The 25,209-nt window shown below is 71.8% G+C and carries 25 protein-coding genes and 1 tRNA gene; 10 read left to right on the forward strand and 16 right to left on the reverse strand.

Translation table 11 applies throughout. The annotated features are described in order from the left end of the window. Positions 1-318: 318 nt before the first annotated feature. Positions 319-1,326, reverse strand: coding sequence for a C40 family peptidase (locus tag BIU94_RS18225; protein ID WP_071262623.1), 1,008 nt, complete (start codon positions 1,324-1,326; stop codon positions 319-321). Between the two features lie 240 nt (positions 1,327-1,566). Then, a complete protein-coding gene (locus tag BIU94_RS15040; protein WP_071262624.1) occupies positions 1,567-2,262 on the reverse strand; it encodes a metal-dependent transcriptional regulator in 696 nt (231 codons plus the stop codon). Positions 2,263-2,448: 186 nt separating this feature from the next. Here BIU94_RS15040 and serC point away from each other — a divergent pair, with 186 nt between their 5' ends. After that, complete coding sequence (gene serC / locus BIU94_RS15045) at positions 2,449-3,564, forward strand: phosphoserine transaminase (RefSeq protein ID WP_071262625.1); 1,116 nt, start codon at positions 2,449-2,451, stop codon at positions 3,562-3,564. 90 nt (positions 3,565-3,654) lie between these two features. Here the strand turns inward: serC and BIU94_RS15050 are convergent, their stop codons facing one another. Both BIU94_RS15050 and BIU94_RS15055 read right to left on the reverse strand, forming a co-directional pair. Next, positions 3,655-4,389, reverse strand: coding sequence for a DUF3027 domain-containing protein (locus BIU94_RS15050; protein WP_083404888.1), 735 nt, complete (start codon positions 4,387-4,389; stop codon positions 3,655-3,657). Between the two features lie 4 nt (positions 4,390-4,393). Beyond that, complete coding sequence (locus tag BIU94_RS15055) at positions 4,394-4,771, reverse strand: cold-shock protein (protein ID WP_071262627.1); 378 nt, start codon at positions 4,769-4,771, stop codon at positions 4,394-4,396. A 55-nt stretch (positions 4,772-4,826) separates the two neighbouring features. On the opposite strand from BIU94_RS15055, the gene BIU94_RS15060 reads away from it, so the two are divergent. The 5 genes from BIU94_RS15060 to BIU94_RS15080 all read left to right on the forward strand — a co-directional run bounded on the left by BIU94_RS15060 (position 4,827) and on the right by BIU94_RS15080 (position 11,184). After that, positions 4,827-5,126 carry a hypothetical protein gene (locus tag BIU94_RS15060; RefSeq protein ID WP_071262628.1) on the forward strand — a complete coding sequence of 100 codons (300 nt, stop codon included), beginning with the start codon at positions 4,827-4,829 and terminating at the stop codon, positions 5,124-5,126. Between the two features lie 28 nt (positions 5,127-5,154). Beyond that, positions 5,155-6,921: a helicase-associated domain-containing protein gene (locus BIU94_RS15065; RefSeq protein WP_071262629.1), complete on the forward strand. Its 1,767-nt coding sequence runs from the start codon at positions 5,155-5,157 to the stop codon at positions 6,919-6,921. Between the two features lie 48 nt (positions 6,922-6,969). Then, positions 6,970-8,667 (forward strand): DNA repair helicase XPB, encoded by a 1,698-nt coding sequence (locus BIU94_RS15070; protein WP_071262630.1) that lies wholly within the window; start codon positions 6,970-6,972, stop codon positions 8,665-8,667. A 51-nt stretch (positions 8,668-8,718) separates the two neighbouring features. Next, positions 8,719-9,414, forward strand: coding sequence for a response regulator transcription factor (locus BIU94_RS15075; protein WP_017888045.1), 696 nt, complete (start codon positions 8,719-8,721; stop codon positions 9,412-9,414). A gap of 66 nt (positions 9,415-9,480) precedes the next feature. After that, positions 9,481-11,184 carry a cell wall metabolism sensor histidine kinase WalK gene (locus tag BIU94_RS15080; RefSeq protein WP_071262631.1) on the forward strand — a complete coding sequence of 568 codons (1,704 nt, stop codon included), beginning with the start codon at positions 9,481-9,483 and terminating at the stop codon, positions 11,182-11,184. Between the two features lie 161 nt (positions 11,185-11,345). Here BIU94_RS15080 and BIU94_RS17900 read toward each other — a convergent pair whose 3' ends face one another. The 7 genes from BIU94_RS17900 to BIU94_RS15115 form a co-directional block, all read right to left on the reverse strand. Continuing rightward, entirely contained in the window at positions 11,346-11,645 is a 300-nt protein-coding gene (locus tag BIU94_RS17900) for a hypothetical protein (protein WP_175473907.1), read from the reverse strand. Between the two features lie 904 nt (positions 11,646-12,549). Then, a complete protein-coding gene (gene groL, locus BIU94_RS15090; protein ID WP_071262633.1) occupies positions 12,550-14,172 on the reverse strand; it encodes a chaperonin GroEL in 1,623 nt (540 codons plus the stop codon). Positions 14,173-14,453: 281 nt separating this feature from the next. After that, a complete protein-coding gene (locus tag BIU94_RS15095) occupies positions 14,454-14,657 on the reverse strand; it encodes a cold-shock protein (protein WP_017888049.1) in 204 nt (67 codons plus the stop codon). 169 nt (positions 14,658-14,826) lie between these two features. Further along, positions 14,827-15,438: a LytR C-terminal domain-containing protein gene (locus tag BIU94_RS15100; RefSeq protein WP_071262634.1), complete on the reverse strand. Its 612-nt coding sequence runs from the start codon at positions 15,436-15,438 to the stop codon at positions 14,827-14,829. Next, positions 15,435-15,779 carry a DUF3263 domain-containing protein gene (locus tag BIU94_RS15105; protein ID WP_071262635.1) on the reverse strand — a complete coding sequence of 115 codons (345 nt, stop codon included), beginning with the start codon at positions 15,777-15,779 and terminating at the stop codon, positions 15,435-15,437. The genes BIU94_RS15100 and BIU94_RS15105 overlap by 4 nt, the downstream gene beginning before the upstream one ends. A gap of 97 nt (positions 15,780-15,876) precedes the next feature. Beyond that, on the reverse strand, positions 15,877-16,956 hold the full coding sequence (locus BIU94_RS15110; RefSeq protein WP_071262636.1) for a DUF2332 family protein: 1,080 nt from the start codon (positions 16,954-16,956) through the stop codon (positions 15,877-15,879). Then, on the reverse strand, positions 16,953-17,420 hold the full coding sequence (locus BIU94_RS15115; protein ID WP_071262637.1) for a GNAT family N-acetyltransferase: 468 nt from the start codon (positions 17,418-17,420) through the stop codon (positions 16,953-16,955). Before BIU94_RS15115 ends, BIU94_RS15110 begins: the two co-directional genes overlap by 4 nt. Before the next feature lie 65 nt (positions 17,421-17,485). On the opposite strand from BIU94_RS15115, the gene msrB reads away from it, so the two are divergent. Together msrB and BIU94_RS15125 are read left to right on the forward strand one after the other, a co-directional pair. After that, positions 17,486-17,905, forward strand: coding sequence for a peptide-methionine (R)-S-oxide reductase MsrB (msrB, locus tag BIU94_RS15120; protein WP_071262638.1), 420 nt, complete (start codon positions 17,486-17,488; stop codon positions 17,903-17,905). A gap of 37 nt (positions 17,906-17,942) precedes the next feature. After that, positions 17,943-18,015 (forward strand) — tRNA-Thr (locus BIU94_RS15125). A gap of 250 nt (positions 18,016-18,265) precedes the next feature. On the opposite strand, the gene BIU94_RS15130 is transcribed toward BIU94_RS15125, so the two are convergent. Beyond that, positions 18,266-19,297 (reverse strand): aldo/keto reductase, encoded by a 1,032-nt coding sequence (locus tag BIU94_RS15130; protein ID WP_071262639.1) that lies wholly within the window; start codon positions 19,295-19,297, stop codon positions 18,266-18,268. 53 nt (positions 19,298-19,350) lie between these two features. Next, positions 19,351-20,136 (reverse strand): alpha/beta fold hydrolase, encoded by a 786-nt coding sequence (locus tag BIU94_RS15135; RefSeq protein ID WP_071262640.1) that lies wholly within the window; start codon positions 20,134-20,136, stop codon positions 19,351-19,353. Positions 20,137-20,170: 34 nt separating this feature from the next. Here BIU94_RS15135 and BIU94_RS15140 point away from each other — a divergent pair, with 34 nt between their 5' ends. Further along, entirely contained in the window at positions 20,171-20,869 is a 699-nt protein-coding gene (locus BIU94_RS15140; protein ID WP_139196418.1) for an NAD(P)H-hydrate epimerase, read from the forward strand. Between the two features lie 17 nt (positions 20,870-20,886). On the opposite strand, the gene BIU94_RS15145 is transcribed toward BIU94_RS15140, so the two are convergent. Together BIU94_RS15145 and BIU94_RS15150 are read right to left on the reverse strand one after the other, a co-directional pair. Further along, positions 20,887-21,828 (reverse strand): 2-deoxy-5-keto-D-gluconate 6-phosphate aldolase domain-containing protein, encoded by a 942-nt coding sequence (locus tag BIU94_RS15145; RefSeq protein WP_071262642.1) that lies wholly within the window; start codon positions 21,826-21,828, stop codon positions 20,887-20,889. A 35-nt stretch (positions 21,829-21,863) separates the two neighbouring features. Continuing rightward, a complete protein-coding gene (locus BIU94_RS15150) occupies positions 21,864-23,006 on the reverse strand; it encodes a glycerol dehydrogenase (RefSeq protein ID WP_071262643.1) in 1,143 nt (380 codons plus the stop codon). Between the two features lie 91 nt (positions 23,007-23,097). Between BIU94_RS15150 and BIU94_RS15155 the strand changes: the two genes are divergently transcribed. Continuing rightward, complete coding sequence (locus tag BIU94_RS15155) at positions 23,098-23,988, forward strand: neutral zinc metallopeptidase (RefSeq protein WP_071262644.1); 891 nt, start codon at positions 23,098-23,100, stop codon at positions 23,986-23,988. 268 nt (positions 23,989-24,256) lie between these two features. Here the strand turns inward: BIU94_RS15155 and BIU94_RS15160 are convergent, their stop codons facing one another. Beyond that, positions 24,257-25,207, reverse strand: coding sequence for a thioredoxin domain-containing protein (locus tag BIU94_RS15160; RefSeq protein ID WP_071262661.1), 951 nt, complete (start codon positions 25,205-25,207; stop codon positions 24,257-24,259). Between the last annotated feature and the right edge of the window lie 2 nt (positions 25,208-25,209).

Genomic DNA, 25,209 nt, shown 5'->3' on the forward strand with positions numbered 1-25,209 from the left:
GCTGCGGGTGCGTCGGACCGTCGACGACGAACGGGTGACCCCGACCTGCTCACACTCCCCGGAACCACGAAGAGCACCACCCGGATGGGCAGTGCTCTCGTCATGCAGGGGCGTGCTCGTGCACGCAGGCTGTGGTCGACCGTATGTCGACGCGCGCGCGCCGACCCATGGTGCGGGTCGTGCGGAACATCGACATCAGGTCTCCCTGTCCGCGCCGGTACGGACCGGTGCAGCGTCAGGTTAACCCAGAAACCGGCCCGGCACGAGGGTGCACGGACCGGTTCGGGTGGAGTTCACACGCCGGAGGGACGCTGGTCGCTAGATCCCGAAGCGGACGATGTGGTAATCACTCGTCCAGATCGGACGGATCGAGACGGAGCCGCCGGGCTTCGGCGCGTCCATGATCATGCCGTTGCCCATGTAGAAACCGTCGTGCGCCTCGTTGTTGAAGATGACGACGTCGCCGGGCTGGGCCTCGGACTCGGGGATCGTGGTGCCGGCCTGGTCCTGCAGCGGGACCGAGTGCGCCAGGTTGATGCCGTGCTGGGCGTAGACGAACATCACGTAGCCCGAGCAGTCGAAGCCGGACGGGTCGGCGCCGCCGAAGACGTACGGGGTGCCGATGTACTGCTTGGCGGTGGCGACGACGGCCGGCAGCGAGAACGGCGTGTCCGCCGCGGTCGAGCTGGCCACGTAGTCGGCGGCGGACGGGCCGGAGTACGACGCGTACTGCTGGGCGGTCTGCGCACGGGCGTCGGACGTCGCGGCCGACTGCTCCTGCTGCTCGGCGGCCTCGGCAGCTGCGGCTTCGTCGGCGGCCTGCTGCGCCGCTGCCTGGCGGGCTTCCGCGCGGGCGTCGAGCGTGGCGGTCGAGGTGGCCCCGTAGCCGTCGCGGCTCGTGTCGGCCAGGGCGACGGCGTCGGAGACGGAGAGCTCCTGGCTCTGGGTCGCACGGGCCTCGCGCTGGGCGGAGGCGGCGTCGGTGCCGGTGGTCGACTGCGAGGCGGCGAACGCCGGGGCGACCGCGACGGTGCCGAACATGCCGACGGCGACGGTCAGCACGACCGGCGCGAGGAACCGGCGCTTGCGCGACGAGGCGCTCGCCTTGGCGGCGGTCGCGTCGGCCGCGGCCTGCGCGGCTCGGCGGCCGCCGGGGAGCGGGGCGCTGCGGACGGGCACGACCGTGCGGGTCGGTCGGCTGTCGGCCTGACGCAGGGACCGCCGGGTGAGCGGTGCGTCGGTGGCGTTCTCGGTGTTCGTCAGGGTCGCGGCGTTCGTCGGGTTCGCGGGCGTCGGGGCGTCCGCGGCGGAACCGGTCTGCGTCAAGGGTGGGTCTCCGGCGTCTCGTCATCACGCGGCCGTGGGTACCCGGCGACGTGCAACCCCATCCGTTCGTCATCGTTTCCGATCGAGGCAGGAGACGGGTTCGAGACGTCCTGCCACGGGTCTCCACGCCAGGCGCAGCGCGGGGACTCGGACGAGTGTACGCAGGCGTCGTTACCTTGTCGAGACCAAAACGCCCGTTTGTAACGATCCGGTAAAGAAGCCCTGGTCAGGGCCGGAGGATCAGTCCCGCTCGATGTACACGTGCTGCGCGACCTCGACCGGGAGCTCGATGCCGGCGTCCTCGCCGTCGACGCGCACCGCGACGTAGGCCCCGGCGCGCTGCACGCGGGCGAGCCGTCCGGGCATCACGCCGGCGGTGCGGAGCTGGTGGAGGAGCTCCGGCTCGAACTGCACGGGCTCGCCGAGTCGGCGGATCACCCCGGTGGCGACGGCGTCCGTGCCCTCGGTCGCCGCGACGATGTGCTGCACGCCGTCGAGGAACCCGGCGGCGGCCGGCCCGCCGATCTCGGCCAGGCCCGGGATCGGGTTGCCGTAGGGCGACTCGGTCGGGTTGCCGAGCATCTCGAGCAGGCGGACCTCGACCTGCTCGCTCATCACGTGCTCCCACCGGCAGGCCTCGTCGTGGACGAACGCCCAGTCGAGGCCGATGACGTCGGCGAGCAGGCGCTCGGCGAGGCGGTGCTTGCGCATGACGTGGGTCGCCCGGGAGCGGCCCTCGTCGGTGAGCTCGAGGTGCCGGTCGCCGGAGACGACGACCAGGCCGTCGCGCTCCATGCGGGCGATGGTCTGGGAGACCGTCGGACCGGAGTGGCCGAGGCGCTCGGAGATGCGCGCACGCAGCGGCACGATCGCTTCTTCCTCGAGGTCGAGGATCGTGCGCAGGTACATCTCCGTGGTGTCGACGAGATCGGTCACGGTCCGCCTCTCATGTCTGGGCCCAGCGGCCACCACCCTACTTGTTCGACCCGACGGGCACCGAACGACGGCCGTCGTGCGCGGAGCCGACCGCCCGCGCGGCGTCGGGGTGGACCGCTCCACAGCCGCCCCGTCCGGCCGGTGCGGGGGCGTCGCGACGCGGATCGGGCTGGCTAGGATCGGTGCATGGCAGACATCGTCATCCCCGCCGAACTCCTCCCGACCGACGGCCGCTTCGGCTGCGGACCGTCCAAGATCCGCGGCGCGCAGCTCGAGTCCCTCGTGACGCGCGGGGCGACGATCCTCGGCACGTCCCACCGGCAGAAGCCCGTCAAGGACCTGGTCGGCAGCGTCCGCTCCGGGCTCGCCGACCTGTTCTCGCTGCCGGACGGCTACGAGGTCGTGCTCGGCAACGGCGGCTCGACCGCCTTCTGGGACGCCGCGGCCTTCGGGCTCGTCGAGCGCCGCGCCGAGAACCTGTCCTTCGGCGAGTTCGGCTCGAAGTTCGCGAAGGCCGTCGCCGCACCGTGGCTCGAGGCCCCCCACGTCGTCGAGGCCCCCGGTGGCTCGCTCGCCGCGCTCGAGACCGTCGAGGGCGTCGACGTCTACGCGTACCCGCACAACGAGACCTCCACCGGCGTGATGGCCCCCGTGGTCCGCGCCGAGGGCGACCCCGGCGCCCTGACCGTCGTCGACGCGACGAGCGCGGCCGGCGGTGTCGCGTTCGACGTGTCCGCCACCGACGTGTACTACTTCGCGCCGCAGAAGAACTTCGCCTCGGACGGCGGCCTCTGGCTCGCGCTGTTCTCGCCGGCAGCGCTCGAGCGGGTGGAGCGGATCGCCGCCTCGGACCGCTACGTCCCCGAGTTCCTGTCCCTGCAGAACGCCGTCGACAACTCGCGGCTGAACCAGACGCTGAACACCCCGGCCCTGGCCACCCTGCTCATGCTCGATGACCAGGTCCGGTGGATCAACGAGTCCGGCGGCCTGCAGTGGGCCGACACCCGCACGAAGGCATCGTCGTCGACGATCTACGACTGGGCCGAGGCCTCCGACCACGCGACGCCGTTCGTGGCCGACCCGGCCGCACGGTCGCAGGTCGTCGCCACGATCGACCTCGACGAGTCGATCGACGCGAAGGCCGTCGCCGCGACCCTGCGGGCGAACGGCATCGTCGACACCGAGCCCTACCGCAAGCTCGGCCGGAACCAGCTCCGGGTCGCCACCTTCACCGCAATCGACCCCGACGACGTCGCGAAGCTCGTCCGCGCGATCGACTTCACCGTCGACGCACTCGGCTGACGCCCGGCACCCGGACGCCTGCACCACGCGAGCCCGACGACGAACGCCCCACGGATCCCGTGGGGCGTTCGTCGTCGGAGGCGGTGCCGGTCAGTCCCGGTGGTGCTCGGGGTCGACCTCGGCCGGGTCGAGCCGGGCCGTGTCGAGGTCGTCGTCCGGGTCGACCGGGCGGACACGACGCGACCGACGGCGGGCGCCGCGGGACGGAGCGGGCGCCTCCTCGACCTCGTCCTCGTCGCTGTCGCTGTCGCTGTCGCTGTCGTCGAGCGCGTCGACGTCGACCCCCTCGATGTCGTCGTCGTCGGACTCGGCGAGGTCGTCCTCGTCCGCGTCGAACTCGTCGTCATCGTCTTCGTCGTCGTCCTCGTCGGCGTCGTCGTCCGACTCGTCCGCGTCGTCGTCGTACTCCGCGTCGTCGTCGAGGTCGTCGTCCTCGTCCTCGTCCTCGTCCACGTCGTCATCGTCGTCCGACTCGTCGTCGTCCGACTCGTCGTCCGCGTCGCCGGTCTCGTGCTCCTGCGCGGCGCGGTACTCGGCCAGTCGCTCGGACCACGGCACCCACTCCGGCGCGACGAGGGAGCCGTCGCCCGGCATGAGCTCGACCTCGAGCACGGTCGGGTCGTCGTCGCCGACCTTCGCGATGCTGACGGTCCAGCGCCACCCGGGGTACCCCGGCATGCGGTTCGCGAACAGGACGGAGACGACGCCGTCGCCCTCGTCCACGGTGTCGACGACGGCACCGACGCTCGACTCTGGGGTCACCTCGAGCAGCGCGGTCCGCGCCAAGTCCGCGTAATCGGGAAGTACTGCGTCGTTCTCGGTCATGGCGTCACGCCTCCAGCTGGTCTGCGACGTGCCGCAGGATCGCGGCGATCCGGTCGCCGTTCTTCGGGTAGCGCCCGTGGCGCAGGTCGCCACTGATGCGGTCGAGTTCCTTCACCAGGTCCTCGACGATCACGGCCATGTCGTCCGCGGAGCGGCGGGACATGCGGGACAGCGACGGCTGCGGTTCGAGCAGACGGACGGACAGGGCCTGGGAGCCCTTCTTGCCCTGCACCACGCCGTACTCGAGCCGCGAACCCGCCTTGACGGTCGTGACGCCGTCGGGCAGCGACGACGCGTGCAGGAACACCTGGTCGCCGTCGTCTCCGGTGATGAAGCCGAAGCCCTTGTCGTCGTCGTAGAACTTGACCTTGCCGGTGGGCATGCGTGGACTCCTCGAGGTCGTGGTACGGCCGTGGTGCGTCGGATATCCTGGGTCGATGGCCAAGCCGACCCGATCGACCGGGAACCCGCAGGATTCCGCTGAACCCCCGGTGACGTTCAATCGTACCGAACGCGCTCTGGCGTTCATGATCGGTGGGATCATCATCCTCGGCGTGCTCTGCTTCATCGCGATGATCATCATGTGGTTGACCGACTCGGGCGCCCAGGGGTCGATGCCGTGGCCGGTCGTCATGGCGATCCCGCTCGTCGGCTTCCCGATCGCCATGCTCCTGGTGTTCACGCTCCTCGGCATCACCTGGACCCGTCGGGCACGAGCCAACCGGACGGCGCGCTGACGTCCGCCCCGGACGCTGGCACCGGACGATGACGACCACCGCCGACCTGGCCGCCCGACTCCGGGCGATGCCGGACGACGCCCTCGAGCGACTGGTCGCCGCCCGGCGACTGCCTGCCGCCGCACTCGCCGAGACCGGCCCGCAGCGGATCACCGACTTCTTCGACCTCGCCGAGGCGCTCCGCGCCGACGACGCGGTCGACGCCGCCGTCGAGCACCTGCCCCGTGCGACGATCCTCGCGCTGCGCGACGGCGGGGCCCCCGACGCGCTCGGCCCGGCGATCGCGCTCGGCCTCGCCGACCAGGACGGCGCCGTCGACGACGCGGTCGCCGCACGCGTGGCCGCCCACCCCGACCTCACCTCGCTCGACGAGCGGCCGGGAGGCCCGGACCACCCCCGCCCCGCCGCCGACGTCGACGACGCGGCGGCTCCGGAGCGTGCCCGCACGACCGGCGCGGAGCAGGCGTTCTCGACGATGACCGTGCTCGCCGAACTCCTGCGCGCCGTCGACGCCGGCGCCGTGCACGAGCTCGTCAAGGGCGGCATCGGCGCACCGCTCTCGCGGACCCTGGCGGAACGCATCGGCACGGACGCCGAGCTCGTCGCCGGGCGTCTCGCGCTCCTCGAGCGCATCGGCTTCGCCGAGCCCGGCGCCGGCGACTGGACGGTGACCGAGGCCGGTCGCTCCTGGCTCCTCGCCCCCTGGCCGGACCGCTGGGCGACCCTCGTCGCCGCCTGGTCGGCCACCCTCGGCGACGCCGTGCACCAGGTGTTCGCCCTGGCCGACGGCGACCTGCGCGACCCGGTCCCGCTCGGGCGGTGGGCCTACCCCGCCGGCGCACGTTGGCTCGACGCCGCGCTGCTCGAGGCCGTCGGCGATGCCGGCTCCCTCGGGCTGGCGGTCGACGGAGTGCTCACGAGCACGGGCCGGGCACTGCTCGCCGGTGACGCCGCCCCCGCTGCCGACGACCTGCCGGGGACGGTGGAGCAGGTCTACCTGCAGCACGACCTGACCGTGATCGCCCCCGGGCCGCTCGCCCCCGTCGACGACGACGCACTCCGCAGCGTCGCCGTGCTCGAGGCGCCCGGCCTGGCCGCGCGGTACCGGATCTCCGAGGACACCCTGCGGGCGGCGTTCCGCGCCGGACGATCCCGCGAGGACGTGCTCGAACTGCTCGGACGCCTGTCGTCCACCGGGATCCCCCAGCCCCTGGCCTACCTGGTCGACCAGGTGGCCGGCCGCGACGGCAGCATCGTCGTCGACCGGGGCGACGACGGTCTCGGCGCCGTCGTGCGCGGCACGCCGGACCAGCTCGACCTGGTCGGCGTCGACGCGGAGCTGCGCCAGATGGCGTGGGAGCGCAGCGACCTGACGACCCTCGTCACCCGCTACCCGCCGCACGTCGTGCACTCCGCGCTCGAGGACCAGCGCTACCCGGCCGTCCTGGCGACCGCAGCCCGCCCGGTGCGGCACCACGGGCCTCCCGTCCGGCGCAGCCATGCCGGACGCTCGCCGGAGCAGGCGGCGCACGCACTCGTCGAACGGCTCCGGCTGACGACGCAGCGCGGCGACGCCGAGCCGGAGCAGGAGTGGCTCGGACGGCAGATCGACCTCGCCGTGCGCGGACGCACACCGATCCGGCTGACCGTCCGCATGCCGGACGGCGCCGAGCGGTCGTTCTCGATCATGCCGACCTCGGTCGCGGCGGGGCGCGTCCGCGGGCGCGACACGGCCGTCGACGTGGAGCGCACGCTCCCACTGTCGCTCGTCGTGGCGGTCGAGAGCGACGCCTGAGCCGGACCGACACCCGCACGCAGGTCGCGACGGCTAGGCTGGCAGGTCATGAACGGACCGCTGATCGTGCAGAGCGACCGCACCGTGCTCCTCGAGGTCGCACACCCCGACGCCGAGGACGCACGCCACGAGCTCGCGGCCTTCGCCGAACTCGAACGTGCCCCCGAGCACGTGCACACCTACCGCATCACCCGCCTCGGCCTGTGGAACGCCCGCGCCGCCGGACACGACGCCGAGGCGATGATCGACACGCTCGAACGCTTCGCGAAGTTCCCGGTCCCGCAGAGCGTCACCGTCGACATCCGCGACACGGTGTCGCGCTACGGGCGGCTCGTGATCCGGCGCGAGGAGCGTGCGGACGCACCCGTCATCGCGAACTCCCCCGCCGAGGAACTCGAGCGGCTCCCCGTGCTGCTGCTCACCGCCGAGGACCCGGCCGTCCTGGCCGAGGTGATCCGGTCCAAGCGCATCAAGCCGCTGCTCGGTGACATGCGCTCCCCCTCCGAGGTCGAGCTGCAGCCGTGGGCACGCGGGCAGGTCAAGCAGGAGCTCGTGAAGCTCGGCTGGCCGGCCGAGGACCTGGCGGGCTACACGCCGGGCCAGCCGCACCCGATCGACCTCGACACCGCCGAGTGGCACATGCGGCCGTACCAGGAGCAGGCGGTCGACACGTTCTTCGCCCAGGGCTCCGGTGTCGTCGTGCTGCCCTGCGGCGCCGGCAAGACCCTGGTCGGCGCCGGTGCGATGGCGACGGTGAAGGCGACCACGCTCATCCTCGTGACGAACACCGTCTCGGCGCGGCAGTGGCGCAACGAGCTGCTCAAGCGCACCACCCTGGCGCCCGAGGACATCGGCGAGTACTCCGGCAGCGTCAAGGAGATCCGGCCGGTCACCATCGCGACGTACCAGATCCTCACCGCACGGCGGAAGGGCGAGTACACGCACCTGTCACTGCTCGACGCCCTCGACTGGGGCCTCATCGTCTACGACGAGGTGCACCTGCTGCCGGCGCCGGTGTTCAAGCTCACCGCGGACCTGCAGGCCCGCCGTCGGCTCGGGCTGACGGCGACCCTCGTGCGCGAGGACGGCCGCGAGGGCGACGTGTTCTCGCTCATCGGCCCGAAGCGCTACGACGCCCCGTGGAAGGAGATCGAGGCCCAGGGCTACATCTCCCCCGCGGAGTGCTACGAGGTCCGCGTCGACCTGCCGCACCAGGACCGGCTCGAGTACGCGGCGTCCAGCGACGACGAGCGCTACCGGCTGGCGGCGACCTCTCCGGCGAAGACCCCCGTGGTGCGCGAGCTCATCGAGAAGCACCGCGGCGAGCAGATCCTCGTGATCGGGCAGTACATCGACCAGCTCGACGAACTCGCCGCGTCGCTCGACGCCGCCGAGATCACCGGCGCGACGCCCGTCGACGAACGCGAGCGACTGTACGACGCGTTCCGGTCCGGCGAGGTCGACGTGCTCGTCGTGTCGAAGGTCGCGAACTTCTCGATCGACCTGCCCGACGCGACCGTCGCCATCCAGGTGTCCGGCTCCTTCGGATCACGACAGGAAGAGGCACAGCGCCTCGGCCGGTTGCTGCGGCCGAACAAGGACGGCCTGCCCGCGTCGTTCTACACGCTCGTCGCCCGGGACACCGTCGACCAGGACTTCGCCCAGAACCGGCAGCGGTTCCTGGCGGAGCAGGGCTACTCGTACACGATCCTCGACGCGGACCAGGTCCAGACCCCGGTGGGCTGACGCTCGCACCGCTCCCAGGAAACCCCGAGGGAACGGTCAGAAGATAGGACCATGAGCGATGGCCCCAAGATCCTGATCGTCGATGACGAGCCGAACATCCGCGACCTCCTGACGACCTCGCTGCGCTTCGCCGGTTTCGCGGTGCGCGCGGTCGGCAACGGGGCACAGGCGATCTCCGCCGTGCTCGAAGAAGAGCCGGACCTCATCATCCTCGACGTCATGCTGCCCGACATGAACGGCTTCGGCGTCACGAAGCGCCTGCGGTCCTCGGGCTACACCTCGCCGATCCTGTTCCTCACCGCGAAGGACGACACCGAGGACAAGATCACCGGCCTCACCGTCGGCGGCGACGACTACGTCACCAAGCCCTTCTCGCTCGACGAGATCGTCGCCCGCATCAAGGCCATCCTCCGTCGCACCATGAACGACGAAGAGGACGCGATCATCCGCGCCGGCGAGCTCACGATGGACCAGGACACGCACGAGGTCACCATCGGCGACGCGCAGATCGAGCTCTCGCCCACCGAGTTCAAGCTGCTCCGCTACCTCATGCTCAACCCGAACCGCGTGCTGTCGAAGGCGCAGATCCTCGACCACGTGTGGGAGTACGACTTCAACGGCGACGCCGGCATCGTCGAGAGCTACATCTCGTACCTGCGCCGCAAGCTCGACCAGTACTCGGCCGAGCCGATCATCCAGACGAAGCGCGGCTTCGGCTACATGCTGAAGGCTTCGAAGGCCTCGTAGCACCGTCAGGTCTTCACGGCGGGCGTCCGGTTTCACCGGGCGCCCGCTGTCTATCGTTGGGGCAGCATGCACACGCGAATGAGCCACTGGTGGGACGGGATCTCCCTGCGCACCAAGATCACCGGGATCACGGTGCTGCTCGTCGCGCTCGGCCTGCTCGTCGCCGGCCTCGGCACGATGACGGTGCTCTCCACGTACCTCATGCAGCAGCTCGACAATACGGTGAAGCAGACCACCGAGCAGCTCGAGGGCCAGAACATTAGTGACGGCAAGCAGTACTGCCGGTTGTCGATCGTGCTGTCGCAGAGCGCCTACGTGGCGGCCTACGACGCCGACGGCGACCAGATCTGCGAGACCAAGGCCCCGAGCCGCCCGGACATCCGCCAGGCGACGCTCGTGTCGGCCGCGCAGGCCAACCAGCGCGTCTCGCTCTACGACAGCCAGCACAACCACGAGTGGCGCGCGCAGGTGATCCCCGCGTCGCTGCAGAACCAGTCCGACGGCACCACCGAGACCGGCTACGTGCTCATCGCGGTCTCCAGCGCCGGCACCGACGAGACGATCGGCAAGTTCACCGCGATCTTCCTCGGGTTCGGCGCCTCGGTGATCCTGCTCGGCGCCATGCTCACCCGGCTGCTCGTCACCGCGACCTTCGACCCACTGCGCGACGTCGAGGACACCGCCGCCCGCTTCGCCGCGGGCGACTTCAACCAGCGCCTCGAGGCCGACACCCCGAACACCGAGGTCGGTCGACTCAACCGCTCCCTCAACGTCATGCTCGAACGGATCGACTCGGCGTTCGAGGACCGCGAGCGCACCATCGCCCAGATGCGTCGGTTCGTCGGCGACGCCTCGCACGAGCTCCGCACGCCGCTCGTGTCCCTGCGCGGGTACGCCGAGCTCTACCGCATGGGCGCCCTGCGCAAGGAAGAGGACGTCGCCCAGGCGATGGAGCGCATCGAGAAGGAGGCGCAGCGGATGGGTCTCCTCGTGCAGGACCTGCTCCAGCTCGCCCGCATCGACGAGTCGAAGCCGCTCGAGCTCGGCCCGGTCGACCTCGTCGCCATCGCCCGCGACTCCGCCCTCGACACGATGGCGTCCAACCCCGACCGCGAGATCCAGGTCCTCGTCGAGGACGCCCTGACCGGCGAGAGCGTGCCCCAGGCCGTCCGCCCGCTGTCGTCGCTGTCGTCCGGTTCGTCGGACTCGCCGTCCGACACGGGCGAGGTCGCCCCGGCGTCGCCCACCTCGGCGAACACCACCGGGCCGATCGCGTTCTCGCGGCAGACCATCGCGCGCCTCCGCGCCCGCCGCACCCGGGCGATGAACATCGACGCCGGGGCCGCGCCGACCGACGAGACCACGCCGCTGCCCACGGTCGTGCTGCCGAAGCGCCCGCCGATCGTCCTGGCGGAGGAGAACAAGATCCGCCAGATCGTCACGAACCTGATGGGCAACGCCATGCGGTTCACGGCGCACGACGACCCGATCGAGATCGGCATCGGCGTGGACGACGAGCGCGGCATGGCGCACCTCGACGTCATCGACCACGGCGAGGGCATCCCCGCGCAGCTCCGCGACAAGATCTTCCAGCGCTTCTGGCGTGCCGACACCTCGCGCGCGCGGGACACCGGCGGCTCGGGCCTCGGCCTGGCCATCGTGTCCGGCATCGTCGCCGCGCACAACGGCTCCGTCGAGGTCTTCGACACCGAGGGCGGCGGCGCGACCTTCCGCGTCTGGCTCCCCCTGCTGCCGCGCGACGCCGTCTGACGCGCGGGCCGGTGCCGGCGGGCGGCGGCCTTCCCGGCCGACCGGACACAACACCCCGCTCGACTCCGCCGACCGGTCACCTCCTGTCGACTGACGGCGAGCTCATCGACGGCGCGTGACCAGTACGCGGCCGAGCGACAGCGGTTCACGACCGGTGGGCATCACGCGGCCGTGCGAGCCGCGAACGCCTGCCGCAGTCGTTCGAGGAGCACCGAGGGGCGACTCACGTCCGCCGCGGTCGCGTGGATCACCAACCAGTCGTTGACCACGAAGCCGTTGTCTCGTCGCTGGTCGTGTCGGAAGACGTCGCGTTCCCGATGGTGATCACCGTCGTACTCGAGCGCGATCCGGTACTCCGGCCAAGCGAGGTCGACACGGCCGAGGAATCGGCCGTCCGCATCGTGCGCGTCGACGTTCAGCTCTGGTTCCGGGAACCCTGCATCCTCGACGGCCAGGCGCAACCACGTCTCCATCGCGGATTCGGCTCCTACACGGACGCGGTGCAGGGCAGCCCGAGCAACCCGCACGTACCTGCTGCCTGCGACCACTGCCGCGCGGAGGTCGTCGATCGTCGCCAGACCCGACCGTCCGACCAGGTGGTCCCCGACCGCCACGAGGGCACCCACATCGAGACATGCCGAGCACTCGAACCACATCCCCGCGGGTGAACTCACCCGGTACCCCGCGTGCTCGACGACCTCGACACCGGACCGACGATGCGCGATCACTCCCGGACGCCGCATCCGCCCGTCCTCGCCAACGGTGGTCACGTGGACCATCGAGTCGTCGCGGACGCGAGGAGGCAGCGGTGCTCCCCAGAGCGCTGCAGCGGTGGTGTGGCTGAAGTACTGGTCCGGGCGCATGACGAGTGCCACTGCGGCAACGAAGTCTGCGTCGTCCGCTGCAGCACGGACGCCGCGCACCGGAGCCACCAGGTCGCGGCGACGAAGACGCTCCGGGTGGACTCCCTTCGCGAACGCCTCGGATACGGAGAACGAGCGGGTGATGAGGTCCGGCGGCAGCGGGCGAGGACGTGGCATCTCGCAAGCATCGAGCGCGGGCTCGGATCGCGACCGCCTGTCGGATCGGCCTGTGGACGAGGAGCCGAACCGCTCCTCCTGTGAGGGGATCGCTGTCAGCGCCGCGCGGAAGGCGCGAACGCCGAGTGGGCACGAATCGCCGCACGAGCCCTGGCGACCGGGGGCCAGGCGTCGGCAGAGTCGAAGCCTGCCGACACTTCGTGACCACTCGACGAAACTGAGCGGGGCGTCGGGCCGGTTGGCCTCCGCCCGCCCCAGCCCGCCCGCCCCGCACGCGGAAGGGCCCCGCACGCGTCAGCGTGCGGGGCCCTTCCGGTGGGACTGCCTAGAAGTCCATGCCACCCGTGGGGTCGCCGGCCGGCATGGCCGGGGTCTTCTCCGGCTTGTCGGCGACGACGGCCTCGGTGGTCAGGAACAGACCGGCGATCGACGCGGCGTTCTGCAGCGCCGAGCGCGTGACCTTGGCCGGGTCGATGATGCCGGCGGCCACGAGGTCGACGTACTCACCGGTCGCGGCGTTGAGGCCCCAGCCCGACTCGAGCTCGCGCACCTTGGCGGCGACGACACCCGGCTCGAGACCGGCGTTCAGCGCGATCTGCTTGAGCGGCGCGTCGATGGCGACGCGGACGATGTTCGCACCGGTCGCCTCGTCACCCTCGAGGTCGAGGGACTCGAGCGCGACGGCACCGGCCTGGATGAGGGCGACGCCACCACCGGCGACGATGCCCTCTTCGACGGCTGCCTTCGCGTTGCGGACGGCGTCCTCGATGCGGTGCTTGCGCTCCTTGAGCTCGACCTCGGTCGCGGCACCCGCCTTGATGACGGCCACGCCACCGGCGAGCTTCGCGAGGCGCTCCTGGAGCTTCTCGCGGTCGTAGTCGGAGTCGGTCGCCTCGATCTCGGAACGGATCTGACGGACGCGGCCGGCGATCTGCTCCTCGTCACCGGAACCCTCGACGATGGTCGTCTCGTCCTTGGTGATGATGACCTTGCGGGCCTTGCCGAGCAGGTCGAGCGTGGCGTTCTCGAGCTTGAGGCCGACCTCTTCCGAGATGACCTGGCCGCCGGTGAGGATCGCGATGTCCTGCAGCATGGCCTTGCGACGGTCGCCGAAGCCCGGGGCCTTGACGGCGACGGACTTGAAGATGCCGCGGATCTTGTTCACGACGAGCGTGGCCAGGGCCTCGCCGTCGACGTCCTCGGCGATGATGAGGAGCTGCTTGCCCGCCTGGATCACCTTGTCGACGACCGGCAGGAGGTCCTTGATGTTCGAGATCTTCGAGTTGACGATCAGGATGTAGGCGTCCTCGAAGACGGCTTCCTGACGCTCGGGGTCGGTGACGAAGTACTGCGACAGGTAGCCCTTGTCGAAGCGCATGCCCTCGGTGAGCTCGAGCTCGGTGCCGAAGGTGTTCGACTCCTCGACGGTGACGACGCCTTCCTTGCCCACCTTGTCGATGGCCTCGGCGATGAGCGCACCGATGGTCGGGTCGGCAGCCGAGATCGACGCGGTCGCGGCGATCTGGTCCTTGGTCTCGATGTCCTTCGCGTTGGCGAGGAGCTGGTCGGAGACGGCGGCGACGGCCTTCTCGATGCCGCGCTTGAGCGACACGGGGTCGGCACCGGCGGCGACGTTGCGGAGGCCCTCGCGGACGAGCGCCTGGGCGAGGACAGTCGCGGTGGTGGTGCCGTCACCGGCGACGTCGTCGGTCTTCTTGGCGACCTCCTTGACGAGCTCCGCGCCGATCTTCTCGTACGGGTCGTCGAGCTCGATCTCCTTGGCGATGGAGACACCGTCGTTCGTGATCGTGGGGGCGCCCCACTTCTTCTCGAGGACGACGTTGCGGCCGCGCGGGCCGAGCGTCACCTTCACGGCGTCGGCCAGCTGGTTCAGGCCGCGCTCGAGGCCACGGCGGGCCTCCTCGTCGAAAGCAATGATCTTAGCCATGTGGTTTTTCGTCCCTCCCGGACGTCGTCTTGGGGGTCGTGCTGGCACTCAGCGTGAGCGAGTGCCAACGCCGATTCTGGCACTCGCGGGGTGCGAGTGCAACACGATCGGCAGGCCTGTGTCGAGTTCCCAGGACACCGTGCGGCAGGAGCGAGAGGCCGGCACGGCGCGGGCCGCCGGTCCGGGCCCGTGCGCCGCCGATCCGGACCCTCGGGGCGCACACGACGAACGCGCCGCCCCGGAGGGGACGACGCGTTCGCGGTGGTGCTGCTGCCGGTGGTTCAGGCCGGTCGGACCGACTCGGCCTGCGGGCCCTTGGACCCCGTGCCGACGTCGAAGACGACCGCCTGGCCCTCCTCGAGGACCTTGTAGCCCGACATGTCGATGGCCGAGTAGTGCACGAACACGTCCTGACCTCCTCCATCGACGGTGATGAAGCCGAAGCCCTTTTCAGCGTTGAACCACTTCACGGTTCCGTTGGCCATGATCTCTTGCTCCCTGGTACTGCTGTGCGGACGACGTGTTCGCCGTCTGATGGGACTCTGACCGACGCGAGCCGATCAGGCAAGAGGTGTGACGTTGTTTCACCTCGTTTCCCGCAGAAATCAACGAGTTCGAAACACGCCCGTCACACAACCGGGCGGAAAGCGCACCTCAGCCGGCGTAGTCGGCCCCGAGGACGACGCTGACGTCGGCGTTCGGGAAGGCCGACGACTGCTGCACCGCGGTGACCCCGAGCTGCTTCGCGACGCCCTGCGCGACCGCTGCCTGCGCGGCCTGCTGGTAGTAGACGATCGTCGCGGTCGAGCCGGTGGTGCCCGCGTCGCCGGTCGAGGCGACCTGCCACCCGGCACCCGTCAGCGCCGTGCTCGCCCGTGCGGCGAGTCCGCTCGTCGTCGTGCCGTTCAGGACGACGACGGTCGTGGTGCCCTGCTGCGCCGGCGTCGCGGCCGCCGCGCCGCCCGAGGACGACCCGGAGCCGGAGGAACCGGAACCGGACGACGCCGACGCGGACGGCTTCGACGAGGCGGACGGCTTCGCGGTCGCCGAGGCGCTCGTGCTCGGTGCGTCCGAGCCGGGGAACGAGTAGCTGTCGTTGACGAGCGCGAGCACGAGCACGCCGATCCCGACGAGCACGCCGGTGGCCAGGGCGGCCCAGGCGAACACGACCCAGCCGCGGCCGCGACGCTGGACGCCGCGGTGTGCGCCGACCCGGGGGCCGTCCACGACGTCGTCGAACCGGTCTCGGGGGAATCTGGTGCTCATCGTTCCTCTTCACGTCCTTCGGGAGCGGCTCCTGGCGCGACGAAGCTCCGCGCGGCCCGGGCGCCGGTGCGCGCGTGACGGAGCCGCTGCAGCCGGGTGACGAGCTGCGGGTCGTAGGCGAGCGCCGCGGGCGAGTCGATCACACGGTTGAGCACCTGGTAGTAGCGCGCCGCCGACATCTCGAACTCGACCCGGATGTCCGCTTCCTTCGTGCGGTCGTGACGCACCCGCTCGTGCTCGAACGAGAGCACGTGCTTCGCGAGCTCGCTGAGTCCATCAGCGTCGGACCGACCAGCGCTGTGCTGGTCGACCCCGTGCTCGTCGGTGGGACTGGCGGTCACTGCGGTTCCGATCACGAGTCGGCGGGCGGGTCGAGCACATCGTAGGGGCGGAGTGCACCCGCTCCCTGGCACGCCGCTGGACTGTCGCGAACCCCGGTCACAGGTTCGGTGCCCGCAGCCAGCGCACGCGCGTGCCGAACGGGTCGGACACCGCGACGGCGACCCCGTCGAGCGAGGCGGTGGCGAACGCGTCCGGGTCGGCGGGGTCGACGTCCGGCGGAAGCGTCGTGGCCACGTCCGTGAGGATCCCGGTGCGCTCGAGCGCGATCCAGTGCACGCCCCGCTCGCGGATCCGGTCCACGAACCGCTGCCGGCCGGCGCCCGGCACGTACACCAGGGTGCCGGTCGTCAGCACGACCGGTTCGACGTCGTCCGGCAGGGCGTCGAGCGCGCGGTCGAGGTCGCCGGGCAGTGTGCCCCGGATCCGCACGGGAGGCACGGCGAGCGTCGCGCGCGCCGCCTCGCGCATCAGGGCGATCCGGTCCGTCGCCTCGGGCGGGACGGCCTCGACCACCCGGTCGAACGCGCCCGGTGCGGCGAGGTCGATCGGGTTCGGGTCGAGGGCGATCCGCGCGCCGATCCGGATCGGCCTGCTCGCCGGGGCCGGGAGGACCCCGGAGACCTCGGCGACGAGACGGACCGCGGGTTCGTCGACCGCCGTGTGCATCCGCACGACCTCGGTGCGCACCCCGCCGTGGTCGTCGCGCCCCGAGGAGTCGGGGCGCGACGACGGCACCGGGGCGCGGTCCGTCGGCACCCGGGACCCCGACGTCCGGTGGTCGAGCGTCACCCGGTCCGGGATCGAGCACAGCCCCGCCGCCGCGCCGGCGTCGACGAGGCCGAGCGGCCGTTCGGTGGCCGCGGCGAGCGCCGCGAAGAGCGGGACGACGGGCGCGAGCCGCCGCGGGTCGTTGGCCTGCACCGTGGCGGAGGCGAGGGCCGCGACCAGGGCGGGGCGGGCCTCCCGGCCGACGGCGCGCAGCGCACCGGGGTCCGACGGATCCGCACCCAGCCGCCGCGCGACCGCGAAGAACAGCTCCGGCTGGCGCTGCTGCTCGGGGACCTCGGCCAGGAGCGCGACGAGCGCGTCGTCGAGCGACCGGGCCCACGCCGCGTACGACGGGGAGACCGCCTCGATGCGGTCCGCGTACGCGGCGTACCGGTCGCGCGTGTTCACGGGCGGTGCATGCCGACGTGGCGGATGCCGGCCTCGTCGTAGGGCTCGCCGAACCGGACGAAGCCGTGCCGTTCGTACAGGGCGGCGACGTACTCCTGGGCGTGCAGGACGACCGGGTCGCCCTCGTGCTCCGCCAGGACGGCGGCGACGAGCCGGCCGGCGATCCCCCGGCCGCGGTGGTCCGGGGACGTCGCGACCCGGCCGATCACCCAGGCCGGGGGCGTCGTGCCGGGCGGGTGGACCTCGTCCGCCGCCGGACGGATCAGTCGTAGGTACCCAACCGCTTCGGTGTCCGTGCCGAACCACCAGTGCTCGGTGTCGGGTTCGCGGTCGCGGCCGTCGAAGTCCTCGGCGGTCACCCGCTGCTCGAGCGCGAAGACGCGGTTCCGGAGCACGACGATGCCGTACAGTTCGTCCGTCGTCAGACGGGTCCAACGGGCGCGGCGCACGGAATGCTCGGACATCGCGGCGAGTTTACTGAAGTGGTCGGGCGTGGCCAGTGGAACCCGACCGGAAGCAGGAGGAAGCAATGGCATACAACGTCGACAAGTCCGACGCCCAGTGGCGCGAGGAGCTCTCGCCGGACCAGTACGCCGTCCTCCGTCAGGCGGGGACCGAGCGGCCGTGGACGGGTGAACTCCTCGACGAGGAGCGTGCCGGCGTCTACACCTGTGCGGCCTGCGGGGCGGAGCTGTTCAAGAGCGGCACGAAGTTCGACTCCGGCTGCGGCTGGCCGTCGTTCTACGAGTCCGTCGACCCGGACGCCGTGCAGCTCATCGAGGACAAGTCCCTCGGCATGGTCCGCACCGAGGTCCGCTGCGCGAACTGCGGTTCGCACCTGGGCCACGTGTTCCCCGACGGGTTCGGCACCCCCACCGGCGACCGGTACTGCATGAACTCGATCTCGCTGAACTTCTCGGAGAAGACCGAGGCGGCGACCGCCGAGTGAGGCCCCGACGCCCTCACCGGTAGGATGAGCGGCGTCAGCCGGCATGGCGCAATTGGTAGCGCACCGTACTTGTAATACGGGGGTTGCGGGTTCGAGTCCCGCTGCCGGCCCACGAGTCCTCGCTCCGCTGAGCGGAGCTGAGCAACGCAGCGCTGAGCAATGCAGCGCTGAGCAACGCAGCGCGGACGAGACGATGCCCCGGGCGATTCTTCGCCCGGGGCATCGGCGTACGGGACGCGGTTCAGGGGGACGTCCCGCTCGCTGGACTCGGTAACCAGCCGGTCGTGCAACGAGGATGCCCCGCCCGACGGCCCGGGTCCACACCCGGCCCGGTCATCGGCGGGAAACCGCACGATCCGGTCAGCGGCCCCCGGCGATCTTCCGCTCGCGCTGCGCCACGCCCGCGGTGCCGTAGGGGTAGTCGTCGACCCGGGGTGCGCTGGCGTCGGTGAGCCGCGTGAGCTCGTCCTCGGTGAGCACGAGGTCGGCCGCGCCGAGGTTGTCCTCGAGCTGGGACAGCGTCCGGACGCCGAGGATGACGCTCGTCACCGCCGGCCGGGCGAGCAGCCAGGCGAGGGCGACCTGCGACCGCGAGGCGCCGTGGGCGTCGGCGACCGCGGACACCGCGTCGAGGACGGCCCAGGTGCGCTCGTCGCCGTTGCGGGCCTCCCAGGCCTCCATGCCGCGCTGCGGGTTCTCACCGAGGCGGGTCGCCCCGGTCGGGGCCTCGTCGCGCTGGTACTTGCCGGACAGCCAGCCGCCGGCCAGGGGCGACCAGGGCAGCAGTCCGATGCCGGCGTCGAGGCAGGCCGGGACGACCTCGTGCTCGATGTCGCGGACGAGCAGGTTGTACTGCGGCTGCAGCGTCACCGGGGGCGCCCACCCGTGCGCCTTCGCCTCGTACACGGCCTTCGTGACCTGGTAGCCGAGGTAGTTCGAGAAGCCGTACGTGCCGATCTTCCCCGCCGAGACGGCGTCGTCGAGGAAGCGCAGGGTCTCCTCGATCGGCGTGAGGGCGTCCCACGCGTGCATCTGGTACAGGTCGATGTGGTCGACGCCGAGCCGCTCGAGCGAGGCGTCGAGGGCGACCCGCAGGTGCCGCCGGGAGAGCCCGACGTCGTTCGGTCCGTCGCCCTGCGGGAACCGTCCCTTGGTGGCGAGGACGACCTGCGCCGCCTCGGTGGGGTGGGCGGCGAGCCAGCGGCCGATGATCCGCTCGGACTCGTTGCCCGAGTAGACGTCGGCCGTGTCGACGAGGGTGCCGCCGGCCGCCACGAAGGCGTCGAGGATCGCGTGTGAGGTGGGTTCGTCGGCTTCGCTGCCGAACGTCATCGTGCCGAGGGTCAGCGTCGACACCGATGTCCCGCTGTTGCCGAGGAGTCTGTGGTCCATGGCGGGGACGCTACGCGCGGCGCCCTGCGACAGCGAGGACCTGCCAGTACCCCTCAGCCGACCGGCCCGAGGAACGCCACGGCGGCGTCCCGGAACGCCCGCGAGGTGGGTGCGTTGAAGTGGTTGCGTCCGGGGATCTCGGAGAACGAGGCGTGCGGTGCCGCCTCGGCCAGCCGCACGGCGCTGTCCCGGATGCCGTCCTCGCTGCCGGCCGCCAGCAGGATCGGCTGCGCGGGGGCGTTCTCCGGCGTCGGCTCGACGCTGTTGCGCATGCCCTCGACCATGGCCACGAGGGCGCGGAGGTCGTTGCCCTCGACCCCGGCCGCCATCGTCAGGTAGCCGTTCGTCACGCGGTCCTCGACCGGGGTGCCGTCGGCGATGTACGCCTTCGCCTGGTCGACGGCGACGCGGCGCATCGGGTCGGCGTCGGGGATGCCGCCGAGCACCGCGCGGGTGATGCGGTCGGGCAGCCGGTCGGCGGTGTGCCAGCCGACGCGTGCGCCGAGCGAGTACCCGACGAACGCGACGTCGTCGAGCAGGTACGTGTCGATGACGGTCGTGACGTCCGCGACGAGCAGGTCCATAGAGTACGCGTCGGGGTCGTGCGGCTTCGCGCTCGCCCCGTGCCCGCGCTGGTCGAGCGCGACCACGCGGTGGCCGGCGCGCACGAGGTCGCGGGTCCAGCCCGAGGCGTGCCAGTTCAGCAGCGCGCCCGACGCGAAGCCGTGCACCGCGACGACCGCGGGTGCGTCGGGGTCGCCGAAGTCGTACGTGGCGAGCCGGAGCCCGTCGGGGGACATCACGATGCGGGGAGCGGGCGCTGCGGGGACGAGTGACATGTCCCCTCCAGGCTACCGGGGCACTGTGGTGGCCATGGACGGGTACGGAGCCGATCAGATCCGCGCGGCGGAACGCCCGCACCTCGAGGCGGGGGAACCCCTCATGCAGCGTGCTGCCGACGGGCTCGCCCGCGTCGTCGGTGACCTGCTCGACGACCCGGCCGTCCGGCCGGGCGACGGCCCGGGGTCCGTGCTCCTGCTGGTCGGCAGCGGCGACAACGGCGGTGACGCCCTGTTCGCGGGTGCGCGGCTCGCGGCGGACGGGAGGCACGTGGCGGTCGTGCGCGTCGGCTCACGTGTCCACGAGGCGGGCCTGGCAGCGGCGCTGGACGCCGGGGCGCGCCTCCTGGACGACCCCGCCAGCCCCGAGGCGGTCGTGACGGACGCGGCCCTCGAGGCCGACCTCGTGCTCGACGCGGTGCTCGGCATCGGGGTGCGGGGTCCGGCGGCCCTCCGCTCCCCCGCCCGCGAGGTCGTCGACGCGATCCGCGAGCTCGCCCGCGACCAGCGGGCGCCGTTCGTCGTCGCCGTCGACGTGCCGAGCGGGATCGACGTGGACACCGGCAGGATCGCCGACGAGCACGTCCTGCACGCCGACGTCACGGTCACGTTCGGCGGGGTGAAGGCCGGGTTGCTGGTGGGTCCGGCGGCGACGCTGGCCGGGCGCATCGAGCTCGTCGACGTCGGGATCGGTGCCGACCTGGCGGCGGTGGAGCCGCTCGTCCGCACCTGATCCCGCGCCGACCGCGGTCAGTGGCCGCCGGCGTCCACCCCGTGCTCGACGCCGGGGCGCGCCTCGAGCCAGGTGTCCACGAAGTGGCGGTAGTTCGCGGCGATGCGCTGCTCGGCCGCGCCCGTGTCGAGGCCGTGCTGCACGACGTCGTCGAGCGCCGACTCCCAGTTGCTCCGACCGATCGCGAACCCGACGAAGCCGTCGACCGGTGCCGCCGTGCGGAGCCAGTGGTCGAGCTGGTCCTCCGGGGCGTCGCGGCCGAGGACGATGCACTGCACGGCGTCACGGCCGTCGCGGCGAGCGGTGGCGACGACGCGCTCGGCGTCCTCGCGGCGGTCGAGGCCCTCGAGCTTCCAGACGTCGGCCTCGACCCCGCGGTCCTGCAGGTACTCGAGGACGCGGACGACGAGCTCGGGGCGCAGGTCCCGGTCGTAGTCGTCGACCGACGCCTGCTGCTCGTCGGTACCGGGCACGAGCAGCTCGACCAGGAACGGCCGACCGGCGTCCCGCAGGGCGCCGGCGACCGCGGCGAGCCGGTCGGCCTGGTCCGCGCGGCGGTCGGCGTCGAAGTCGGGGTTGTCGCGGACGAGCACCTTCACCCAGTCGGGGTCGAAGGCCTCGACGTGGGCGAGCCAGTCGTCGCCGTACTCGAGTTCGAACCAGTCGCGACCGGAGCGCTCGATCGGCATCGCGAGCTGCAGGCCGGCCTCCTTCGCAAGCCGGGCGACGTCGGCGCCGTAGCGCTCGTCGACGAGCACGCCCGTGCGGTCGCGGGACGCCCCGGCGGCCAGGGCGCCGAGCAGCCCCCGGTACACCAGCTGCTTGCCGGCGCGGACCCGCTCGGCCTCGGACTCGTCGGCGGCCGCACCGGTGTCGGAGCCGTAGGTGTGCTCGAGCAGCGACGAGCGCTGGTCCATGGCGAGCAGGAAGAGGGGGTGGGATTCGTCGAGAACGGGCATGTCCCCATCGTGCTCCGCACCCCCTCGACGGCGTCCTAGTGGGCGCGGTACAGCTCCGGCTCCGGCAGTCCGTGCGCGGCGCGGATGCTGCGCGCGATGCCCTCGATCGCGATGAGCGCGTCGACGACCAGTTCCGGCGTGACCGGGAACGGCATGTTGTGGATCGTCTCGTCCGCGACGGTCGCGGCGTCGGCGACGGCCCGGAGCTCTGTCGTGTCGTCGACGGTCAGGCCGATCTCGGTGAGGGTGTTCGGCAGCCCGACCTTCGTGGTGAAGACGACGAAGTCCTCGATCTCGGCGGCGTCGGCGCCCTCGAGGACGAGCTGGGCGAGCGTGCCGATGTTGACCTTCTGCCCGTGCGCGAGGCCGTGGGTCTGCGGTGCCGCGGTCAGTCCGTTGTGGATGGCGTGCGCGGCGGCGAGCCCGCCGGACTCGAAGCCGAGCCCGGAGAGCAGCGTGTTCGCCTCGACGACCTTCTCGAGCGCGGGCGTGACGACCTTCGCCTTCACGGCCTCGATGGCCTGCAGGGCGTTCTCGTGCAGCAGCTTCCAGGACAGCTCGGCGAGGGCCACGCCCGTCTCGGTCTGCAGCCCGCCGGCCATGGTGTCGGCGTTGGCGCGCTTGGCGGCGCGGGCCTCGACCCAGGTCGCCAGGGCGTCGCCGATGCCCGCGACGAGGAACTGCACGGGGGCGTTCGCGACGAGCTTCGTGTCGATGAGCACGAGGTCGGGGTTGTGCGGGAAGAAGCGGTACTCGAGGAACTCGCCCTCCTCCGAGTAGATGACGGCGAGCGCCGAGGTCGGGGCGTCGGTCGAGGCGGCGGTCGGGACGCTCGCCCACCGGATGCCGGCGAGGTGCCCGGAGGCCTTCGCGGCGTCGATCGCGGACCCGCCGCCCAGCCCGACGATGACGTCGGCCTCGGTGTCGCGGATCTGCGCGACGAGCGCGTCGACCGCCTCGGGGGTGGCGAACCGGCCGAAGCCGACGCGCTCGACGCGCAGGTCGGCGGCCTGGAAGCTCTCGGTGACCGCGGCCTCGACGATGCCCCAGACGACGTCGTCCGCGACGATCAGGGGCCGCCCGCCGATCGGGGCGACGAACTCGCCGACCCGGGTGATCGCGTCCTTGCCCTGGACGTAGCGGGCGGGGCTCATCACGGTGCTGATGGGAGTGGCCATGGTGTGGTTCCTTCCGGTTGTACGACAGGTGTCGGGGTCGCCGACACCTCCGACGGTACGCGGGCACCGGGTGACCCGTACATTCGGGAGCATGACGTTCAACGACGACTCCCGGCTGTCCGGTGGCAAGGTCACGCGACGGGGCCGAGGGGCTGCGATCGGCGGCGGCGCGGTGGGCGTCGGCGCGATCATCGTGTTCCTCATCGCGCAGTTCACCGGTGTGGACCTCACCGGTCTCGTCGACGGCGGCGGCACGACGCAGATCCAGCAGCCGGACCAGTCGGTCGACGCCGCCGCGGAGTGCCGCACCGGGCGCGACGCCAACCTGCAGGTGGAGTGCCGCATGGAGGGCGCCGCCGAGTCGCTCGACGCCTTCTGGACCGCCGAGGCGCGCGACCTCGGGATCACCTACTCGACGCCTGGCTTCGTCCTGTTCACCGACTCCACGAGCACCTCGTGCGGTCAGGCGTCGGCCGCGACGGGGCCGTTCTACTGCCCGCCGGACCGCTCGATCTACCTCGACACCGCGTTCTACGACGACCTGCAGTCGCAGTACGGCTCGTCCGGCGGCCCGCTGGCGCAGATGTACGTCGTCGCGCACGAGTGGGGCCACCACATCCAGCAGCTCCAGGGGTCCTTCGCGAACACCGACCGCTCGGGCACGGGGGCGTCCTCCGGCAGCGTGCGCGTCGAGCTGCAGGCCGACTGCTACGCCGGTGCATGGGTCGGCGACGCCGCGAACACCGAGGACGCCGCCGGCAACACCTTCTTCGAGCCGATCACCCGCGCGCAGATCGACGACGCCCTGTCCGCCGCGAGCGCCGTCGGCGACGACAGCATCCAGGAGCGGTCCTCGGGCCGCGTCGACCCGGACTCCTTCACGCACGGCTCGAGTGCCCAGCGCCAGAAGTGGTTCGTGCAGGGCTACCAGCGGGGCGCCACGGCCTGCGACACCTTCAGCGTCCCCGGCTCGTCCCTGTAGCCCCCTCCCCTGGGCGGGGCGGGGCTCGGGGCTCGGGGGCAGTTCCGCGCGTCGGTGGCCGTTCCGCGCGTGGTGAGTACTTCCGCGCGTAGGCAGCAGGACGTTCCGACCTCCTACGCGCGATCCAGCTTCCTACTACGAGTGCGATGGGAAGGAACGCGCACGCGACGTCCGCACAGACGGCACGCGACGTCCGCACAGACGGACGGGAGGCCCGGTGCCAGCTGGCACCGGGCCTCCCGTCCGTCCCGGACTCGCGTCCGCGCGGTCAGCGCTTGGTCGGTGAGGGGGACGGCGTCCTCGACGCGGACGGCGTCGCCGTCGGCGTCGCCGTTGGCGTCGGCGTCGCGGTGGGCTCCGAGGCGCCGGCCGCCGTCACCACGAAGGTGCGGAAGTCGTCGTTCGTGATCGGCGAGGTGAGCTCGTACTGCTGCCCGTTGACGAGCACCAGAGGCGTCCCCGGGAACTCGGTGATCGACGAACCGGGGATGTCGCCGCCGGCCACCGCGTTCGTGCGCTCGTCGACCCACTTGCTGTAGTCCTGGTCGGCGATGCAGCGCTCGATCGCCCGACGGTCCTGCAGCCCGCTCACCCCGGTGACCACCTTCGTGAGCTCGGCGTCGGTGAGTCCGGCGGTGCCTTCTTCCGGCTGGTTCGCGAAGAGCGCCTTGTTCACGGCGTAGAACCGGTCCGGCGAGTGCTCGGCCACGCAGGCCGCGGCGTTCGCGGCGCGGAGCGAGTACTTCGTGCCCTGCGACCGGTTCGCCAGGATCGCGACCGGGTGGATGTCGACCGTCGCGGCGCCGGAGTCGACGAGGCTCTCGATGTAGTCGCCGTTGGCCTCCTCGAATTGGCCGCAGGTCGGGCAGAGGTAGTCGACGTAGAGCGTGATGCGGACGGTGCCGGCACCGTCCGACGCGGTGGCGCTCGGCGAGGCCGGAGCCGACCCGGACACGGCCTTCATGTCCTGCCCGATCGTGATGCCGCCCTGCGACATCGTCGACGGGCCGGGGCCGGCGGGCTGCACCGAGTCGACGAGGACGAGCGTGACGATCGTCGCGGCCGCGAGCAGCACCACACCGATGCCGATCTGCAGTCCGAGCCGGACGCCACGCTGACGACGCTTCTGCTGGGTGCGGGCACGCTGGGCTCGCTGTCGGGCGGCTTCACGGCGTTCGTTCCGCGCGGCGCGGGCGTCACCCTCGGGGCGGTTGGTCATCG

This window comes from Curtobacterium sp. MMLR14_006, from assembly GCF_001864985.1.
In the GTDB taxonomy this organism is placed as follows: Bacteria; Actinomycetota; Actinomycetes; order Actinomycetales; family Microbacteriaceae; genus Curtobacterium.

Bases quoted from the DNA above. Each gene is read 5' to 3' on its own strand.
- BIU94_RS15155 (WP_071262644.1), top strand. From the start codon at position 23,098: ATGACGTTCAACGACGACTCCCGGCTGTCCGGTGGCAAGGTCACGCGA.
- BIU94_RS15070 (WP_071262630.1), top strand. From the start codon at position 6,970: ATGAACGGACCGCTGATCGTGCAGAGCGACCGCACCGTGCTCCTCGAG.
- serC (WP_071262625.1), top strand. From the start codon at position 2,449: ATGGCAGACATCGTCATCCCCGCCGAACTCCTCCCGACCGACGGCCGC.
- BIU94_RS15145 (WP_071262642.1), bottom strand. From the start codon at position 21,828: ATGCCCGTTCTCGACGAATCCCACCCCCTCTTCCTGCTCGCCATGGAC.
- BIU94_RS15130 (WP_071262639.1), bottom strand. From the start codon at position 19,297: ATGGACCACAGACTCCTCGGCAACAGCGGGACATCGGTGTCGACGCTG.
- BIU94_RS15150 (WP_071262643.1), bottom strand. From the start codon at position 23,006: ATGGCCACTCCCATCAGCACCGTGATGAGCCCCGCCCGCTACGTCCAG.
- BIU94_RS15075 (WP_017888045.1), top strand. From the start codon at position 8,719: ATGAGCGATGGCCCCAAGATCCTGATCGTCGATGACGAGCCGAACATC.
- BIU94_RS15135 (WP_071262640.1), bottom strand. From the start codon at position 20,136: ATGTCACTCGTCCCCGCAGCGCCCGCTCCCCGCATCGTGATGTCCCCC.
- msrB (WP_071262638.1), top strand. From the start codon at position 17,486: ATGGCATACAACGTCGACAAGTCCGACGCCCAGTGGCGCGAGGAGCTC.
- BIU94_RS15095 (WP_017888049.1), bottom strand. From the start codon at position 14,657: ATGGCCAACGGAACCGTGAAGTGGTTCAACGCTGAAAAGGGCTTCGGC.
- BIU94_RS15080 (WP_071262631.1), top strand. From the start codon at position 9,481: ATGCACACGCGAATGAGCCACTGGTGGGACGGGATCTCCCTGCGCACC.
- BIU94_RS15100 (WP_071262634.1), bottom strand. From the start codon at position 15,438: ATGAGCACCAGATTCCCCCGAGACCGGTTCGACGACGTCGTGGACGGC.
- BIU94_RS15115 (WP_071262637.1), bottom strand. From the start codon at position 17,420: ATGTCCGAGCATTCCGTGCGCCGCGCCCGTTGGACCCGTCTGACGACG.
- BIU94_RS15050 (WP_083404888.1), bottom strand. From the start codon at position 4,389: ATGACCGAGAACGACGCAGTACTTCCCGATTACGCGGACTTGGCGCGG.
- BIU94_RS15140 (WP_139196418.1), top strand. From the start codon at position 20,171: ATGGACGGGTACGGAGCCGATCAGATCCGCGCGGCGGAACGCCCGCAC.
- groL (WP_071262633.1), bottom strand. From the start codon at position 14,172: ATGGCTAAGATCATTGCTTTCGACGAGGAGGCCCGCCGTGGCCTCGAG.
- BIU94_RS15060 (WP_071262628.1), top strand. From the start codon at position 4,827: ATGGCCAAGCCGACCCGATCGACCGGGAACCCGCAGGATTCCGCTGAA.
- BIU94_RS15160 (WP_071262661.1), bottom strand. From the start codon at position 25,207: ATGACCAACCGCCCCGAGGGTGACGCCCGCGCCGCGCGGAACGAACGC.
- BIU94_RS15065 (WP_071262629.1), top strand. From the start codon at position 5,155: ATGACGACCACCGCCGACCTGGCCGCCCGACTCCGGGCGATGCCGGAC.
- BIU94_RS15055 (WP_071262627.1), bottom strand. From the start codon at position 4,771: ATGCCCACCGGCAAGGTCAAGTTCTACGACGACGACAAGGGCTTCGGC.